This window comes from Bradyrhizobium sp. 930_D9_N1_4 (assembly GCF_052076015.1).
In the GTDB taxonomy this organism is placed as follows: domain Bacteria; phylum Pseudomonadota; class Alphaproteobacteria; order Rhizobiales; family Xanthobacteraceae; genus Bradyrhizobium.
In genome coordinates this window covers 3,771,005-3,788,544 of sequence record NZ_CP197236.1, presented here as the reverse complement: position 1 = coordinate 3,788,544, position 17,540 = coordinate 3,771,005, and the positions used below count along the sequence as shown (strand labels likewise).

Annotated in this window: 13 protein-coding genes and 1 tRNA gene; 6 read left to right on the top strand and 8 right to left on the bottom strand. The window is 62.7% G+C overall.

Annotation, left to right across the window (positions count from 1 at the left end; genetic code table 11):
* Positions 1 to 3: 3 nt before the first annotated feature.
* Positions 4 to 1,017: a formylglycine-generating enzyme family protein gene (locus AB7532_RS17825; protein ID WP_441236070.1), complete on the bottom strand. Its 1,014-nt coding sequence runs from the start codon at positions 1,015 to 1,017 to the stop codon at positions 4 to 6.
* Between the two features lie 504 nt (positions 1,018 to 1,521).
* On the opposite strand from AB7532_RS17825, the gene AB7532_RS17820 reads away from it, so the two are divergent.
* Complete coding sequence (locus AB7532_RS17820; RefSeq protein WP_441236069.1) at positions 1,522 to 2,511, top strand: helix-turn-helix domain-containing protein; 990 nt, start codon at positions 1,522 to 1,524, stop codon at positions 2,509 to 2,511.
* A gap of 162 nt (positions 2,512 to 2,673) precedes the next feature.
* Here AB7532_RS17820 and AB7532_RS17815 read toward each other — a convergent pair.
* The 6 genes from AB7532_RS17815 to AB7532_RS17790 all read right to left on the bottom strand — a co-directional run bounded on the left by AB7532_RS17815 (position 2,674) and on the right by AB7532_RS17790 (position 8,573).
* Positions 2,674 to 2,748 (bottom strand) — tRNA-Asn (locus AB7532_RS17815).
* A 133-nt stretch (positions 2,749 to 2,881) separates the two neighbouring features.
* A complete protein-coding gene (locus tag AB7532_RS17810) occupies positions 2,882 to 3,250 on the bottom strand; it encodes a hypothetical protein (protein WP_441236068.1) in 369 nt (122 codons plus the stop codon).
* A 214-nt stretch (positions 3,251 to 3,464) separates the two neighbouring features.
* On the bottom strand, positions 3,465 to 5,159 hold the full coding sequence (locus AB7532_RS17805; RefSeq protein WP_441236067.1) for a flotillin family protein: 1,695 nt from the start codon (positions 5,157 to 5,159) through the stop codon (positions 3,465 to 3,467).
* A 19-nt stretch (positions 5,160 to 5,178) separates the two neighbouring features.
* On the bottom strand, positions 5,179 to 5,841 hold the full coding sequence (locus AB7532_RS17800; protein ID WP_441236066.1) for an OB-fold-containig protein: 663 nt from the start codon (positions 5,839 to 5,841) through the stop codon (positions 5,179 to 5,181).
* Between the two features lie 10 nt (positions 5,842 to 5,851).
* Positions 5,852 to 7,015 carry a PspA/IM30 family protein gene (locus AB7532_RS17795; RefSeq protein ID WP_441236065.1) on the bottom strand — a complete coding sequence of 388 codons (1,164 nt, stop codon included), beginning with the start codon at positions 7,013 to 7,015 and terminating at the stop codon, positions 5,852 to 5,854.
* A 1,294-nt stretch (positions 7,016 to 8,309) separates the two neighbouring features.
* The gene (locus AB7532_RS17790) at positions 8,310 to 8,573 is read right to left on the bottom strand and encodes a hypothetical protein (protein ID WP_426608876.1); all 264 of its coding nucleotides are present in this window, start codon (positions 8,571 to 8,573) and stop codon (positions 8,310 to 8,312) included.
* A gap of 261 nt (positions 8,574 to 8,834) precedes the next feature.
* Between AB7532_RS17790 and AB7532_RS17785 the strand changes: the two genes are divergently transcribed.
* Complete coding sequence (locus AB7532_RS17785) at positions 8,835 to 9,029, top strand: hypothetical protein (protein WP_441236064.1); 195 nt, start codon at positions 8,835 to 8,837, stop codon at positions 9,027 to 9,029.
* Between the two features lie 98 nt (positions 9,030 to 9,127).
* On the opposite strand, the gene AB7532_RS17780 is transcribed toward AB7532_RS17785, so the two are convergent.
* Positions 9,128 to 9,274 carry a hypothetical protein gene (locus tag AB7532_RS17780; RefSeq protein WP_441236063.1) on the bottom strand — a complete coding sequence of 49 codons (147 nt, stop codon included), beginning with the start codon at positions 9,272 to 9,274 and terminating at the stop codon, positions 9,128 to 9,130.
* Between the two features lie 284 nt (positions 9,275 to 9,558).
* On the opposite strand from AB7532_RS17780, the gene AB7532_RS17775 reads away from it, so the two are divergent.
* The 4 genes from AB7532_RS17775 to AB7532_RS17760 are packed head-to-tail and all read left to right on the top strand — an operon-like array spanning position 9,559 to position 17,524.
* Positions 9,559 to 11,073, top strand: coding sequence for a hypothetical protein (locus AB7532_RS17775; protein WP_441236062.1), 1,515 nt, complete (start codon positions 9,559 to 9,561; stop codon positions 11,071 to 11,073).
* A gap of 48 nt (positions 11,074 to 11,121) precedes the next feature.
* Positions 11,122 to 12,210 (top strand): AAA family ATPase, encoded by a 1,089-nt coding sequence (locus AB7532_RS17770; protein WP_441236061.1) that lies wholly within the window; start codon positions 11,122 to 11,124, stop codon positions 12,208 to 12,210.
* 2 nt (positions 12,211 to 12,212) lie between these two features.
* On the top strand, positions 12,213 to 17,009 hold the full coding sequence (locus tag AB7532_RS17765; protein ID WP_441236060.1) for a hypothetical protein: 4,797 nt from the start codon (positions 12,213 to 12,215) through the stop codon (positions 17,007 to 17,009).
* Positions 17,006 to 17,524 (top strand): hypothetical protein, encoded by a 519-nt coding sequence (locus AB7532_RS17760; RefSeq protein ID WP_441236059.1) that lies wholly within the window; start codon positions 17,006 to 17,008, stop codon positions 17,522 to 17,524. The genes AB7532_RS17765 and AB7532_RS17760 overlap by 4 nt, the downstream gene beginning before the upstream one ends.
* Positions 17,525 to 17,540: the final 16 nt, after the last annotated feature.

Sequence of the window (17,540 nt, the reverse complement as noted above, 5' to 3'; positions counted from 1 at the left end):
TCCCTATGTTGCAACAGTTCCTTTTTGGTCGTGCCGAATGGTGAGAGATCCGCGCGTCACGCACCTGAAACCGACATGGCTGGTCGAGGTATCGACCGGCTCGGCATGGCGCGCGGCGGGGCGGTAGCGGCGGCAATAGTTCGGCGCGCAGAGATGCGAGCCGCCCTTCAAGACTTTGCGCGGGATGCGGATGTCGGGTTGACATGGATCAAAGCTCGCATCTTCCCGTCCGCCGCGCGGATTGTTCGGAATGCAGCAGGGCTTCGCGGCGTCCGCGGTGTGCCTGGACGACCACCAGTCGGAGGTCCATTCCCAGACATTGCCGATCATGTCGTGAAGGCCATAGCCATTCGCGGGGAAAGCCATGACCGGCGAGGTGCGCGCGAACCCATCCTCGCCGAGATTCTGGACAGGAAAATTACCCTGCCAGATGTTGGCCATGTACCTGCCGCCGGGCATCAGCGCATCGCCCCAGGCGAACTCCTCGCCGTCGAGGCCGCCGCGCGCGGCGAACTCCCATTCCGCTTCGGTCGGCAGCTCCTTGCCGGCCCAGCGGGCATAGGCGGCGGCATCGCTATGGGAGACGTGCACAACCGGATGGTCGTCGAGGTCCTTGATGTTGCTGCCGGGGCCATAAGGATGACGCCAATTGGCGCCGCGCATGAAAGACCACCATTGGCTCCAGTCGGTGAGATCGGTGATGCGCGGCAGCGGCGAGAACACCAGCGAGCCCGCGTACAGCATCTCCTTGAGCGCGCCGGGATAGTCTCTTGGATCGGGGACGATCTGCGCCTCGGTGACGTGGCCGGTCGCGTTGACGAACTGCTTGAACTGCCTGTTGGTCACAGGGGTGCGGTCGATCCAGAAGCCGTCGACGGAGACGCGATGGCTCGGCGCCTCCTCGGGATAATGGTGATCGGATCCCATGCGGAAGGTCCCGCCGGGAATGAAGACCATATCGCCGGTCTTCATGTCGTCCGGTAACCACTCGCAATGACCCGGGTCCGCCCGCAGCATGGTGGAAACTCCGATACGCGCATTCCACCCGGCGCTACGATGCGAACTTCAGCAGATGTCGACGACGGCATATTGCCCGGCATGTTGGACACATTGTCTGGTCCCCTCTTTTTGGCGCTTGGGGGCGGCGATGAAGCGCTCGTTGCGTCAACATCGCTTTCCCTTCGCGCGCACTTTCTCAAGCACGCGGCAAACATGTGCCGCGTGCGCTCCGCCATCCGCAGAGCGCGTCCGTTCGATCTCGCTTAGGTTGCAAACGGTATCCGAAGATTGGTCGGCTGTGATGTGCAGTTTGTGCCAGCATGCGGCGCCGATTGGTGAGGCTTAACGACACATCTCGCAAATTCCTCAATCCACAGGGTTATGTCGCGCATAGCTCGCGTCAAATTCGGCGCTTATTTGCCTCAAAACGCGAACTCGGACTGTCACACCCACCTCGCGTTGTGGTGGTATTTTGCTGCGGGTTGCCGCAGAATTGTCGTGCTTGAGTAACAGGGTACAGCCATGGGGCAATTCCTTCTGGTTGATTCGCGAAAGCTGGACGGTTTCGAAGGCCTTCACCAAGCCGTCCACGGCTCGCATGTCGACGTGATGCAACTCGGACGCGGGCGGCTGCGCGGGACGCTGTCACATGTCGGCATCGGCGATTTCTCGCTCAGCATCGGCACCTTCAACGTCGGCATGCGCACGCAGCGTGTCTCCAGCGATGACAAGCTGATCATCGGGATGCTGCTGGCGGCCGAAGAGCGCGTCGCCCACTGGTCATTCGACATGCAGCTCAACGACGTGCTCGTGATCCCGCCGCTGCTCGAACATGACGGAGTCTTTCACGGCGCATCCGCTTACGCGGCCATGCGCTTCGACCTCAACGAGGTCGCGTCCCTGTTTGGCGGCGAGGCGAGGCTGAGCGATCCTGACACGTGGCGTAGCCGCGGCCATTTCCGCGCGGACCTCGATACCGGCGCGATCGCCTCACGCCGTCTCGTTCGGATCATGTCGCATCTGGGCACCCACAAGGGCGGCCTGACGCCGTCGACCGCCGATTTCTGGAGGCGGTCGATCGCCGAATGCATGGCTGCCAACGTGATGTCATCACTGCCGCCCGACGACATCGGCTGGCTGCCGTCTGCAAGGCGGTTGATCCGCCGGGTCGAGGACTATCTCGTCGAGGCCCGCACGCGGCCGGTGCATGTTTCGGAGATCTGCGCAGCACTGGGCGTATCGCGACGCACCTTGCATCGTGCCTTTCAGGAGGTGTTCGGCCTCGGCCCGGTCAGCTTCCTCCGGCACAAGCGGCTCTGCGCCGTGCATTCGATTCTGCATGAGAGTGCGCCGGGCTCGACGACGGTGGCTGCCGTCGCCATGCAACAAGGCTTCTACGAGCTCGGGCGGTTCTCACAATATTATCTTGCGATGTTCGGGGAGCGGCCGTCACAGACGCTGGGAACAAGCCTTCCCGCCCCGAGGCTGGAGCCCTCCGAGCATGAACTCTAGGCGCCCTGTTCAGTGCCAATTATTTCCTGGGGAATGGTCGGATCGATTCCCTCTCAGCCGGCCCCTGGAACGGCCAGACGCCGCACGAAATGCCTCAAAGGCGTAGGCGGGAGCGGCGTTGCGTGAGTGCAACACGCCCAACTCATTGAATTTGCTGGATTTTGGCTCCCCGGGCTGGATTCGAACCAGCGACCATCCGATTAACAGTCGGATGCTCTACCGCTGAGCTACCGAGGAAAGGGCGAACCAGTCGTTCGCGCGCGGCTGCGTATAACAAAGCCGGTTGCGCTTGCAAAGGACGAATTCGCGATCTTGCACAATGGGTGGAGAAAGGGCCCGGAGGCCCCTCCTCAGGGGCAGGTCAGCCGGCTTACTCGGCGGTGAAGGACGTGGTCTTGGTGCCGGGGTCGTAGCGCAGCCGCAGCGCGGTCATCTTGCAGAGATTGACGTTCTTCCAGAGCACGGACTCGTCATAGTTCTGCCAGTCGACGCGGATGTTCCAGACGCAGCCGTCGTCGTCCTCGTCGAACTCGACATAAGTGCTCGCCTGGTTCTGCAAAACCTTGTCGAGCTCGTTGTCCCATTCGTCGAGGCCATCGTCCGGCGCGTTGAAGCCGAGGAATTTGATGGCATAGCCGGTCTCGTTGACGACGGTGACGTTGCGGGCGTCGGCAGCGAAGGACGGTGCGGCGGCGATCGCAAGACCAATTGCGATCAGCCCAGACAGAAAATACTTCATGTGAAAATCTCCGGATCGAAACAGGCTTTAAGCGCCTGACGTCGATCGGCGCAGGCGCCGCGGCAACAAATGGCGTTGCCTCGAAGGATTCGTCCGGAGCGCGACCGAGAGGTTCAACACGCCAACGACCCGCACTCCGGTTCGTTGCGCGACGCGAGACGCGCAACGAGCCAGTTCATATCGTTTCGAATTCTCCGCAGCAATGAACCGGCATTCATAGATCGGCGGAGTTTGTTGTCTCCGGCGCGGGCGCCGGCACTGCGGCGCCGTTGCTCTTTCCGGCAACCGCATTCACCAACGACTTCACGGGATCGTCGCCGGGCGCAAAGCCACCCTGGCGCAGGATCTCGTCGATCATCGGACGCAGCGCGTGCACCTTGAGGAGTTCGCCGGCGAGCCCTTCGCCAAAGCCGACATTGCCTCCCCCCGCACCATTGCCGCCGAATGCGCCGCCGGTATGGAGGATACGGACGTCCTTGAGGTTGGCGATCGGCTTGACCATCTCGGCCAGCGCCGAGGGCATGATCTCGATCCGCTTCTTGGCAATCTCGAAGTCGATGACGTTGCTGCCGAGCTTGTTCTGCGCCTCGTTCTTCATGGTGATGACGGCAGCTTCGGCCTCACCGATATTGCGGACGCCGACGGCCTTGATCTTGTTCGACTCGGCTTCCGCGGTGGCCAGCGTTGTGACGGCCTCGGCGCGGTCGAGCGAGGCCTTCTTCTCGGCTTCGGCAGCGACAATCACCTCGGTCGATTTTCGCTCGGCCTCGGTGCGCGCGGCCAGCACCTGGGTGAGACGGGCACGGTCGGCGACTTCGACGGCACGGGCGGTGACGACCTTTTCCTCCGCAGAGACCGCGATCGCTTCGGCTGTCTTGGCTTCGGCGACGGCTTCCGAAGTCGTCTTGCTTTTGGCTGCGATCTGGATCTCGTTCTCCTGGGTCGCAATCTGGATTTCGCGCTGCGCGTCGGTCTTGCGCTTGTTGATCGCCAGATCCGACTCGATGACAGCGGTTTCCTTGACCTGCTTGGCGCCCGCCTCCTTCTCTGCGACCGCCCTGTCCGTATCGATGCGGGCGTTCTCCTCGGTCAGGCGTGCGGTCTGCGTGGCGGTTGCGACCTCCGCCCGGGTGCTCGCGGTCTTGTTGGCGATATCGCGCTCCTGCGACAGCTCCGCCTCCTTCTTTGTGCGCTCGATGGTCAAGGTCTGCTGGCGTGCCTCGAGGTCTTTCTGCGCGATCGCGACTTCATTATCGCGCACGATGGCGTTGCGGTCGCGCCGGCGGGTCTCCGTGACGGTCTTGAGCTGGGTCAGACCCTCGGCGTCGAAGAAATTCTCCGGGTTGAAGAATTTGACGTCGGTCTGGTCCAGCTTGGTCAGCGACACCGATTCCAGCTCGAGCCCGTTCGATTTCACGTCGGACTCGACGGTCGCCTGCACGTGCTTGACGAAGTCCGAGCGCTTCTCCTGGAGCTCGAGGATGCTCATGGTCGCCGCCACCGAGCGCAGACCGTCGACGAATTTGGCCTCGACCTGGTTGCGCAGGGCTTCGGCGTCGTTGGTCAGCGCACCCAGCGTCTGGCTCGCCAGGGCGATGCTCTCGTCGTCGGGGCGGACGCGCACGTAGAACTCGGCGACGATGTCGACGCGCAGGCGATCCCTGGTGATCAGGGATTCCCGTTCCTTGCGCTCGACGGTGAGCCGCAGCGTCTTCAGGTTGACGCTGGCATAGGAGTGGAAGATCGGCAGGATCATGGCCCCGCCGTCGAGCACGACCTTCTTGCCGCCGAGGCCGGTGCGCACGAAGGCCTCGTCGCGGGTGGCGCGCTTGTAGAGGATGGTAAAGACGATCCCGAGGACGACGATCAGCGCGACGCCGATCATGGCCGGGACTGCGATGTCGAACATGACTTTCTCCGATAATGACTTAGCTGTTGCTTAGAGTCGGTTTGGTCGGCTTGAGTTCATCGTCGGCCTTTACGGCGACGAAGCGGGTGCCGTCGCGATCGACCAGCAGGACCATGGTTCCCTGCACCAGCGGCGATGACGAAGGTGCGGCAACCGCCCAGACGAAATGGCGATTGCCGTGGATGTCGGCGACACTGACGCGGCCGGGCGGCCCCTGATCGAGCGGACCGATGACGACCTCGCCGACCCGGCCGACGAGATCACCGAGGCCGACGGCGTAGCTTTCATCCTTGGGAATGACCCGCGCGATGGCACGGCTGGTGGCGCGGACCAGCGGGACCGACACCGCCACCGCCCCGACCGAGGCAAGCGTCGCCGGCAAGGGGCCGGCCACCATCCGTGCAATGTCCTGGATCAGGAAGCCGGTGATGGAGAACGCGCCGAGCACCAGCAGCAGGAAGATCAGCAGCGGCACGCCGCCGACATTGATCCAGGAGATCGCATTGATCACCCCATTGTCGCTGGGGTGACCGAAATCGATGTTGGTGCCGAGCATCTCGCTCAAGGAGGCTCCGACCAGCATGGAGACCACCTCGATCGAGCCGACGATGAGGATCATGGCGGCCGCGATCGCGAACGGCCTGACCTCGGGCGACATGACGTGTTCGAGCAGAGCGCTCATGACACGGCACTCAGGAGCGTGACTTCAGCCGCGCCAGCCTCGCTGCAATCTCCTTGTCGCGATGCAACGTGCTGAGCTCGTCGATGTCGCTCGAATACGGAATGCCCTGCGGCACGCCTGTGGCGCGCGCCACCGCCCTGCCCGCACGCAGCGCCTTTGCAGCCGCTGAACCGCCGCCGGGCTTTCGGGGTGACGTGGAAGCCTGATGGCTTGCCTGAGCCTCGCTCTTTTCGAGATCGGCGCGACGCTGCTCGGCATCCTGGAGTGCCGACAGCACGGCGCGCAGCGAGGTCACGCATTGCTCGATCTTCTCGTTGTTCTCGTCGATGGCGCGGGAGAGCACCTCGAACTGCGCTTCCAGATCCATCTGCCGGGCGATGCCGGCGCGCGCGAGATCGTCGCGCCCGTCGGTGATGGCCCCCTCGATCTTCGGCGCGAGATCGCTCATCTCGCGTTCGATCTCGGTGCGGCGCGCGTTGAGGCGATATTCCTCGGCGCGCGCGGCTGCGAGCGCGTCGCGTGCCTCGCTCTCGGCGCGCTCGATCTCGCGGACGGCCTGGCCGACCACCTTGAGCTTGTTCTTGCCTTCCGCCTGCTCGATCGCATCATAGGCGATGCCGGCGATCAGACGTCCGACCCGGGACAGGAAATTTTCGGGAGCGGCAGCGATGGTGTCCATAGCGTTCTCCTCCTCTGGCAGACTGTTCGGCGTGACGCCGTAGTGAACTTCGAAACCGTCGTCGGTGCGGATGAGGTGCGCGGGCACGCTCTGTCCCCAGCCCTCGGCATAGCCGACGTAGTCGAAGGGTACGCTGAAGCGTCCCTCGACGGTCGCAATCGAAATGGTGGCCGGCCCCTTGATCTTGGCGAGCTTGTCGTCGAGCGGCAGGCGGCGCCCCTGCGCTGCGCGATAGTCGGCGCGATCGCGCAGGCCCAGCGTCACCAGCCGCGATGGCAGCGCGGTCTGTTTGCGGATCGGCTCATAAGCATGGGCGTGAAGCAGGACGACGTTGGAGCCGACATTGTGGCTCCGCGCGACCTCATCCAGGATTTCCATCATGCGGTCATAGGCCCTGAACGTCGCCTCCATGGCGGCCTTCGCGGCCGGGTCAGGGGCAAGCCTGTAACGCAGCGCGGACGGAGCGTTTTTGGACGACGGGCTCATGGAAAGCACTAAAGCACCATTTTAGTGCTTTAGGAAGAGGAGATGTGATCACGTTCCACTGATCCCTTGGGCACTCTCTGGATTGGTCGCAGCGGCCGAGGCCTGCGTTCAAGGACGGCGATCACCTCTAGATCACCTCCGATCAAGACTTCTTGCACGTGCGAGTTGCAATTTGAGACGAAATTGCGAGCGATCTCGCAAAGCCGATTACGACGCACCGCCCTCTCCACGTCATTGCGAGGAGCTCTTGCGACGAAGCAATCCAGAATCTTTCCGCGGAGAGATTCTGGATTGCTTCGCTACGCTCGCAATGACGGAGTGTGTGGGAACGCTGTCGCTCCACTAGCTAGCTCGCATCTTCATTGCAGACACGCCTTCGCATCCTCGCGGCTCACTCTGCCCGAGCTTTGCTTCATCTCGACACCCTCTGTCAGAGGGCGCAGGGAAGACCGGGTGCCGGCCGGGCACCCACGGTCCACTGTGCGAAGGTTGCGCTACAAGAGGCTGCACAGCGGCATACAGGTGGAGCCAAACATCCGGCCTTCCCTGCGCAATGGTTTGACGGCTTATGCCGAGCTCTCCCCGGGGAGCGATGCACTATTGCCCCCGTCGCCTTGCAGCTTTCCGATGCGCGTGCCCGGTTGGGCCGCCACATCACCGCAAGACTTGACGCACAGACCCCGGGCGCCAGGACGACACGGTTTTGCCGTACGCAAGCTGCACCGGTCGTGTGCGCGTTGGCCCATCGCTCACGGTTGCCCGCCCTGCAATGCGCCTCGCGCCGGTGTGGTTCGCGTCCACCGCAGCTCACCCCGCGTTCGTGACGATCGCGATACGCCCCTCTGACAAGGGGTGAGGTGGCGGGAGAGTGCGGTAAACCAGAATTTCTGTAAAGGCGAATATTTTCGCTTGTGAGCCTTGCGCTACGGGTGGCGTGTTTTGCCCGTCGGGCAACGCGAGACCTTGTCCCCCGAATGGATGGAGCGCAGCGTAATCCAGGATTCCCTTCGCGGACACACCGCCCCCGGTTTCGCTTTGCCAGGCGAACGCCGGCGTCTCCGAATTCGGGAGAACCAAATCATCCGCAATGGCGCAGCAAGGGCTCGACCCGAGAATCATCTGATAAGGCTATTTGACAGAGATATGACGCGATCGGGCGGAGATGCGACGTCGGGCGGACATATCCGCGCTGGAAATCCACAGCAATCCACAGGCTGTCCGCAGCATATCCACAGGCCGACCATGCCGGATTCGCGAGCCCGCGTGGGCCACTTGCTGCGCACAAACCCACAGGCCAGCCATGTCAGCCGCCGGCCTGATCGAACACGGTGCGGCAAGCCTCGCTCAAGCTTGAGCGGTTACGGCGCAGGCACGCCGTGATGGCGCGGACGTTGGGGATCTCGCCGGCGCAGAGCCGGTAGACGTCGGGGGTGCAGGCGCGGCGCTGCTCGGGCGTTCCCTGCTGCGCATGGGCGGCGGAGGCGAACAAGGTCAGGAACAGCCCGACCGTCGAGGCGCGGCGCGCCCGGCTCTTCACTCCCGCAAACCGCAAGAACCTCGCCTTCATGACCAGTCTCCCGTTCTGCCCTGCCCGCCCACGGCCTGCATCGGCCGGTGTGACCAAGGGGTAGGAGAAATAAATCGCCGAGAATGTGATCTCTTTCACACTGGCCGCGCACCTAGGGAATTTAGGGTTCCCAAGGGGATTTTTAGAAATCGCTAACCAAACAAGACCTGATCGCCGGATCGTTAAAATGCGAACGATCCGCTCAATCGGGTAACAAACCGGCTTTGCGACATTGCGCCATCCGCGTTCTGCGAGGGTGTGATGAGAGAAGCCGAATTCAACTTGCTGCTGGATGCCGTCCGGGACGCCATGATCAACGAAGATTTCGCGCCTGCGCCGGAGGAGGAATTCGTGCCCCGTTCGTGGTCGTACGCCGCAACGCCCAAAGCCGCCAACGACAATGAGGGCGCCTGGCCCATGCTGCCGTTTCCCGACGGCTGGTACGCGGCCTGCTGAGGCCACTTTCTAATGTCGATCGATGCGCCCGCGTCCTGCGGGCGTTTTGCTGTCGGCCAGACCTACCTTGGTCTTGCGCCTGATGGGCGCGGCAGCGATCAGCTCTTCACACGCTCCTCGCCGTCCTGCGACGCCCGGTCGGGGGCGGCCGGCGGAAAGATGCTGTCATAGATCGCGCGCGCCTCGGCAATGAGGCGAGCCCGCTCCAGCTCGGATTTCGGGACCAGTCGGACGATTTCGCCCACGTGCTCTCCAGCGCTCGTTGATGGGACATACATCGCTTCGCAGATGCGAAGTTTATGCCATCGGGCCTGAATCGCTGGTTTCCAAGGGGCCCCGGGCAAACCCGGTGGGCGGTCATTTGACCGCTCCTATGGCAAACGTGGTGACGGGACCAGCAGAAGCCTCGACGCCCCCTCGGCCCGCTCGCTGAGGTTGTTCGCCTCAATCGTCCAAGGTATAGTGGGGGCAGAGATATTTCGACGCGAAGTTATTGAGCACGGCTTTATTTCGATAGTGGCGGGCCGCCATGTTTTACGGTGACAAGTGCTGGTTTGAGCGGGCCGCCGAAATCAAGGTCCAGCCCCTCGACAAGAGCCCGAGGCGGGGCTCGGGATACATGATCGCTCCCGGCGTGGTCCTGACCGCCCTCCATGTCGTGGCGGGGGATGGCCCATTGCCGCCCAATCCCGTCACATGTCGAATCAGGATTCTTGGCGACATCAGCAAGTTTGGTCCCGAGGCGGCGCCATTTTGTGATGCCGAGGTGAAGTGGCCTGCCCCCGGCGCTTCGATCGACAATGCAGGCGACGCTGCGCTCGTGGTGGTCAATGAGCAGCAGTGGACCGACAGCATGAGAGAATGCGCAGCGCTTCCCGTCCTCGACAGCCGAGCCGCTCGCGACGTAGTTGGTATCGGAATGCCCGCTTTGGCGAGGATGATCGATCCGAACAGCGCCGGCTTCCAGGATTTCAGCGGTCGCATCGCCAATCGCCTTGAAAGAACTTCCCTGCTCAAGTTGACGCTCGACAATCAGAAATATCCCAATCCGGATGAATGGAAAGGTGCCTCGGGCGCCGTGCTTCTGGACGCCAAGGCCGAAGCTCTCGTCGGAATCCTCGTCCATGCAGACCACCGCGGCTACGAGGACGTCAGGAGCGACATCTCGCGCCCGCTGATGCTCGAGACGTTGGCGGATTTCGCGAAGACGAAGGAATTTCAGAGCGTCATTACCCTTGATCGTGTGACCGACGCGCACGTATCGAGCACGGAAATTCCCCGAGAACTGTTCGGTCAGGCGCGCGACGTCCTTCATCAGCTGGATCGCGTGAACCAGATCAGGCAGATCGGCAGGGTCTTGAAGGGGGCAACGGCTGCCACTTACCGCCCCATCGTGCTGGTCTCGCGCATGAAAGAGCAGGACTGCCCGGATATCTTCGTCCGGACCGTGTCCGATCATTTGATGGAAAAGTTCAAGGATCGGCGACAATGCTATTGGAAGCCCAGTGATTTGAGCTGGGCCCAGGACTTCCAGCCACAGCGTGCAGTCGTGATCCTGAAACGGGACATCATGGGCGACGTCTCCGCCGCCGACGAAACGGAGTTCGATAAGGCTCTGGCCGACGGTCAGGCCAAGCGCTTCTTCGCCGTCAGGATCGCCTCCGAGGACGTCGAGTCACCGACTTTGGACACGCTGAAGGATCTGTTCGTGTGGTGGTTCGCGAGGGCCAATTGCGAGGGCGGGCCTGCCGTTCTGCTCCTCCGGATCGTCGACCGACGGGGCGATGGCGAGGAATGCCAGAAAGCCAAGGCCGTTTACCAGCTCGCCGGATCCCTCTTTAGCGGCCCCGCGCCGTTTGACGACTTCGAGCAGATTCTCCAGCCGCTTAGCCGATGTACATTGAAGGAACTGGAGGATTGGGCTGAGGCCAGGTTGAAGGCTCGTCTCGGCCCTCATTGGGATCCTCTCTCGAAACGATTCCGCGAGCGGGTCGGCTCGGGAGACACTTTTAGGCTGCGCATCATTCACGAAGCGCTCAACTGACGGGCCAACCTCATGCCTGACGATCGCATCGACGACCTTCGCAAGCTGTTGGGCGAGCCCGCAAGAAAGACTGGCGAACTCGAACCATGGCTGTCGCCGCAGATACTGCCGCTCTTGCCTCACCCGATCGGAGCGAAACGCTCGCGCGAGAAATCCGACGAAACTCCGCCGACCTACAGTTTCTCGCCGGAGCATAAGCGGGCCATCCAGGTCGCGCTCCTGCTTCGGCAGCCATTGTTGCTGACCGGCGAACCCGGTGTCGGCAAGACACAGTCGGGCCGAGCGCTCGCACATGCATTGGGGCTGCGCTACGAGCGCTTCGACGTCAAATCGACGACAACCGGTCGCGATCTGCTCTACAGCTTTGACGACGTGGCGCGCTTTCGCGACGCCGCCATGGCCCGCTTGGGCGAGACGTCTGCTGCCGCCGGCGGCCTGGCCAAATATGTCGAGTTGTCCCCGCTCGGGCGCGCGATCGTGCTCTCGGCCGGTGCCGACAAGGCGGTGCCCAGCAATCTCTCGCGCAAGGCATTGCTGGGCGAGAATGCGAGCGACGATGGCTCGCTGACGCTGAAGCAACTGTTCCCGGGCGTCTTCGCGAAACAGTCTCAGGCCCAGAGTCTGGTTCTGATCGACGAGCTCGACAAGGCACCGCGGGACACGCCGAACGATCTGCTGGTCGAGTTCGAAGAGATGCGCCTGCGCATTCCCGAGCTCGGCGACCTCCAGGTTGAGGCTGATGAGAGCCATTGGCCGATCCTGATCGTGACCTCAAACTCCGAACGCAGCCTCCCCGATCCGTTTCTGCGGCGCTGTGTGTTCCACCATCTCAAGCTCGACCTGGATTCACTGTCCAAGATCGTGCTTCTGCAATTGCCCGACACGAAGAATGACAAGGCCGTCGCGGAGCTCATAGACATTTTCAACGAGATCCGAACCAAGCTCACCCTTCAGAAGCCGCCGAGCACGGCTGAACTGGTCGGCGCCGCAGCCCTGCTCCGTGCCTGGCCGCGCCGCAACGGTGGCGCGGCCGATATGAAGGATGACAATCTGCGAAAGGCCTTGGCCGGCGTGCTCGGCAAGATCCAGGCCGATATCGAACTCATCTCGCAATATCTCGCCCGGCGCGCGTCGTAGCAATGAAGGGCCCGCGCAGGGATGCTCTCGACATCGACGCGGCACTGACGCGCCTCCTCAGGCCGCTCAACGGCACGCTCGACGAACTGCTGGAGGCCGCGATAAAAGCCGGCTTGCTCATCACGCAGGATCGCCGCCAGCGAGTCTACTTCCTGGCATGGCGCCTTGCCCAGGCCGGCATCACCTTCCACGACGCCAAGGATGCTGCGGCCACCCTCGGCTCGGTCTTGTGCGCAACAGCAGAAGACCAGGTCGTGTTCGAGCAGCAGCTCGACCGGATGTGGTCACGACGGAGCGCGGGGCGGAAGCTTGACGCCGTGCCGGAGAACGACACCACCGCAAAGGGAGCTTCCGCCGAGGCTCCCCCAATGGGGATCGTACAAAAGCTCGCGCTGCTATCGACAAAACCCATGCTGATCGCGGCCTTGATCATCGCGTCCATCGCGATCGTGGGACTGGCCATCTGGTACCTTGCCGCGCAACCATCTCCGCCGAACGAGACATCGAATCTCGGCTCGGGCGCGCTCCCGAACGTAGGGAGCAATCTGCTCGAGCAGGCAGTCGTCGACCTGGCCCAGCGCGTAGCGGTTGCCCTGCCCGCTTTGATCGCCGGCTGGCTGGCGTGGACGTGGTGGCGTCCGGTGACCTCCCTGATTTCGCGCGAACAGGGTGCGGCGGAACGCCTGGAGCGCTTCACGCGCCCCGACTCCAATACCCTCTTTCGCGGCACCACTGTGCGTCTCGCTTTCGATACGCTACGCCGTGCGGTACGAACGGAATCCTCGCGGATCGACGTGTCTTCCTCGCTGCGCGCCACGGTGCGCGCTGCCGGCTGGCCCACCATTCGGCGGGCGACCCACCGCAACAGCCTGGAAGTGGTTCTGTTCGTGGACCGTGAAGGCGCAGCCGATCACCTCGCTTTCCTCGCGCAGTTGCTCGAAGATCGCCTGCGGAGTGCCGGCGCGACCGTCACGCGTTATGACTTCCGCCTCACGCCAACCCGGCTGACCCAGGTGAGCGGTCGCCCGGAGGGCGCCGCCGTCGAGAACGTCGAACGCATCGTGGCCCGCCATGTCGGCCAGCGCCTGATCCTCATCGGCGACGGTCACGGCCTGGTCGATGGGCGAGACATCGACGACGAGTTGCGGCTTCGCCGGCTGCTCGGGGAATTTGCGCAGGTTCATGTCCTGACCCCGACACCCGAAGATTTCTGGGAACACCACGAGCGCCGGCTGCTGCAATCCGGCTTCAACGTGGCTTATTGCGACCGGCAGGGCATCGAGGACACGGCACGCATTTCGACGCTCGTGGACTGGACGGAGCCGCTGGCCACCGCGATCAGGAACATTCCCGGCGAGGCCGATCCATTCCTGGCGCATCTCGATACCGAGTATCACCGCTATGCTGCGGATTATCCGCTTCTCCTGCCCAAGGAGGGCGCGCCGGACGGGCCGATCGCGACGAGCGGCCTGAGTGCGCTCCAGATCAGAGCCCTCGTGTCGGCGCTCCAGGCCTGGATGGGCTCGCGCTTCGCCTTCCGGCTGCTGGTTGCCGTCGCCGTTTTCCCGAGTGTCAAACCTGCCTACACATTCGCAATCGCCGAGGCTCTGAACCAGGAGGCGCAGAACCAGCAGCCGCGCAACCGGGAGTCCAATACGTCCAATGAAAAGCTCGATGAAGAGCTCTATGCCCGGCTTGCCCGCCTGCCCTGGCTCCGCGACGGCCGCTTTCCCGATTGGCTTCGCCTCGCCCTCGTCAGGCGTTTGACTGAGGCCGAACGCGAGACGATGGCGCGCGCACACATCAAGCTTGTGGCCCCCATGGTCGTGGCACACGGAAACATCGTCGCGCAGGCAAGCCTCGAGATCGCTCGAAAGAGCCTCCGGGCCAACATGGATCCCGAGCACCCGTTCGCAGAGCGGCTGTTCCTCGCCATGCTGTTCGGCGAACCTCCGAAGGCCGATCTGTTGCGCCCGAAGGCCGGCGCGGCCATGACGGAACGCCTTGGTCAACAGCGCAAGCTCGCACCGAGGATCACAGGCGGCGGATTTTTCGCGCTTGCTGCACTGTGCTTCCTCTTCAAGGATCAGCTGGTGCTCCCGGCGCTGGCCACGGCAAGACACTGGACGCAATCGGTCGGCTACCCGTTTCTCCCCGGCGGCACAGTCGCGATCGTAGCTTTGAGCCTGTCGATCGCCTGCTCGCTCATAACCCTGTTTTGGCAGAGACAAGCGGACTATTCCGCGGCGACCGTGTCGTCGTCGTCCATTTGGGCGCGATTGCTGAGCGCGCCATGGCCGCTTCGACTGACGATGGGCAAAGCCGGCATCATATTCGGAGTGCTCGGCCTCAAGGCCGACTTCGTCGATCCTATTTCACTGCCGCTGCCAGTCTTCTTTCTTGCCCTGATTACGACTGTAAGGATTGCGCTCGATCGGCATCCGGGCTGGAACGGCAATCTTTGGACGATTCCGGATGTCGACGAGCTGACCGTCTGCGACGTGGGCCCCCCATCGAAATACGCGCTCGGAGACGCCATTGCAGCACAGCTCGTCTTTAGACCCAGCGTCGCTGCAACAAGCTTGCTTCTGGTCGGCGGTTACATCGTTCTCGTCGCTTCCATTCTGCCGTCAAGTGAACTCGGCAAGATGCCAATGGTCGCGACGTCGGTGATGCTGGCGGCTCCGTTGATCTGGATCATCTTCGCGGCCATCCTGCGACGAAGCATATTGGGAACGTGGTGGCTCGCTGCGCCCGGCGGGGCGCGACGTCACCTCGTCAGCGATTTCTTCTCGTGCGCCATGGCAATCTCAATCGCGGCGATCGCTTTCCAGCTCAGCGCAATTGCACTTGAATCGTTCGGGGTTACCGCGCAGCAGATCATATCCTCTCCTCCAAGGGGCATTTTGGGTGCGCCAGCGGCAGTCTGCGGAGGGCTTGCCGGCATCTATCTACTCTTCTCCGCCCTCGGCTTTCGGCCGTTCGTCAAGCCAAAGATGCAGGACAATCGTATTAGAGCCAACATCGCGATCACGCTCGTAACAGCGCCCATTGCCGCGATCGCTGCGGCAGTCGCGGCGACGAACATCTCTTCCACGCTATCGCTCGTGCCGACGATCATCGGCATCCTCGTCGTACAATTCATTGCTTCGATCTCCCTGGTGCCCGTGTCGGGCATTTCGTTTTCGCAGCGCGAGAGATTGGTCTTGGCCATGAGTCAGATCCGGACGCAGCCAGGACTCACTGTCCAGGCGGCCTTCATGATGATCTTGCCGCCTGCGGCACTTTCAGCGGCGTATTGGAGCAGCCTGTCAGAACTGGTGTGGCTGGCCCTGCTGCTTGCACTTTGGCCCATGCTTCGGGTTTTCAGCGCACTGCCGTTCATCGAAGACCTGAAGGCACTGCAGCCCGGCCGCATGCGGATCAAGAAACCGCTCTTCCAGTGGTCGTATCTGGATACGCCATGGTGGATGGCATTTCCGATTTTAGCGTTCTCTTTCGCTCCCTGGATATGGACCGCCCTCTTTGTCGTCGCGAGCCGTCCCGGATGGTTCACGCTGATGGTGCCTCCCATATGCATTGCGGCCAGCGTTCGTTACGGGACCGGCGCGTTGTGGCCGATTGGGCTCGCGCTGCTTCCCGCTGCCGTCGGAAATCTGTCGCAGTACGGCTGGCATTACGGCGAACCTGCGCTCATCGTTGCGATGCTATTCTGGATGCGCTTTGTGGCGGACGCGAAGCTGCGTGCCCAGCTACTTTCGCGCGAGACGCTATCGCCCTCCGACTTGTTGATCTTAGCCACGGCGTTTGCCGCCAGCATGGCCATCTACCCCCCGGACGGCGGCCATTCCGTCCTCAGCTACGATCCTGATTGGCTCGTGCTCACGACCGCTTTTGTCGTTGGCTTGTCGCGGATGCCGGTCTGGAAATTCCTGCTGCTGCTCGGATTGCTGGCAGGTGTCCGGATCGGGTTCGATCTCACGTCTCTTGGGCCGAAGGAACTCGACGGAACGCTGGCGAGTCTCGGCGTCACCCTGCCGCCGAAGGGCTCCGAGCCTCTCCTTCTCTACGGATTGCCGTGGACGACGGCCTCGGCCGCGGCCGTCGTCACCTTGCTGGCTCGCGTGCATCTACGAAGGGCGATGCTGATCGAAGATGCGTTCGCACGGAGTTCGCAATCATACCTGACGATGATTTCTGGCGTCATTTTCTCGCCCAAGACCCCCTTCGTCCTGTTCATGTGGGCGCAGCTGATCTGGTTTGAAGGATATGCTCTCTATGCGAAGGAGCTTGTTTTCGTTCCTCTCGAAGTAGCTGTCAGCCGCAGTCCGGTCATCGCCTTCACGGGCCTGATGCTTGGCCTCAGCTTGAATCGCTTCCGCGATCTGTTGAACCATCTCTTCGCGGCATTTTTCCTCGCGGGCGTTCCCTGGCTGATGACCAGATTTTGGACACCATTCGCAAATCCGGGCAAGGTAGAGGGACTGGCGGCGATGCTTTTCGCCGCCTATTTGACCTTCTCGTTCATGGGATTTGCACTGCGCGCATTTGCCGAGGGCCGCTGGCGGTATTTGACGGCTTCCAGCGTTCAGGCTGCGGCAACCTCCGCGATGTCGAGAGTATCTCGTTACGTTTCCAAGAACGCGGCCCGGTTGCGTACCGCATCGCGACGGGACGAAACCGTTGATTCCGATCCTGACTGGCGCGCTTCGCAACCGAGCACGCTATCCGAGGATGGCGAAGCGCAGCTTTCGTCATCCCAGGGGACGGGTGCAGCAAGCGAGCTGAGGAAAAAATGAGCGCAACGATGGCCCCCTCATCTCCCCCGGAAGCGTCGCCGCGGCGGGCCTATTCGTCTCTGCGCGACGCGCTCGCTGCCCTCCGTGCCGATGGCGGCACGACAGCGTTCGCCTACGAGGCGGTCCTCCGCCTGACCTTCGGGACGAACCGTGCGGAAGAACTGGCCGATCTGCCCAAGGCGGAGGTCCGGAAACTCGGCCCGCGTCTGTTCGGCGAGGTCTTCGACGAGACACCAGCCGAGGCGACGGAGCGAAGTCTCGCGTTGTCGATCTTCGGCGTTGCCGGCGTCGTTCTGCTGGTGGCCGTGCTCACGGGTGTCGCCGTCTGCATCGACATGCAGCGACTGCAATCCGCTGCGCCGCCGCCAACACAAACGAAGCTGCCGTCTGCGGTCCCTAATCAGGCCGCACCGAAGGCCCCGCCGAGCGGGACGACATCCAACACGCCAGACAAATTGCCGCCTCCGAATGTACAGCAACAACAGCAGCAGCTGCGGCCAAAGCAGGCCAACTGAGACGCGTTTGCGTTTC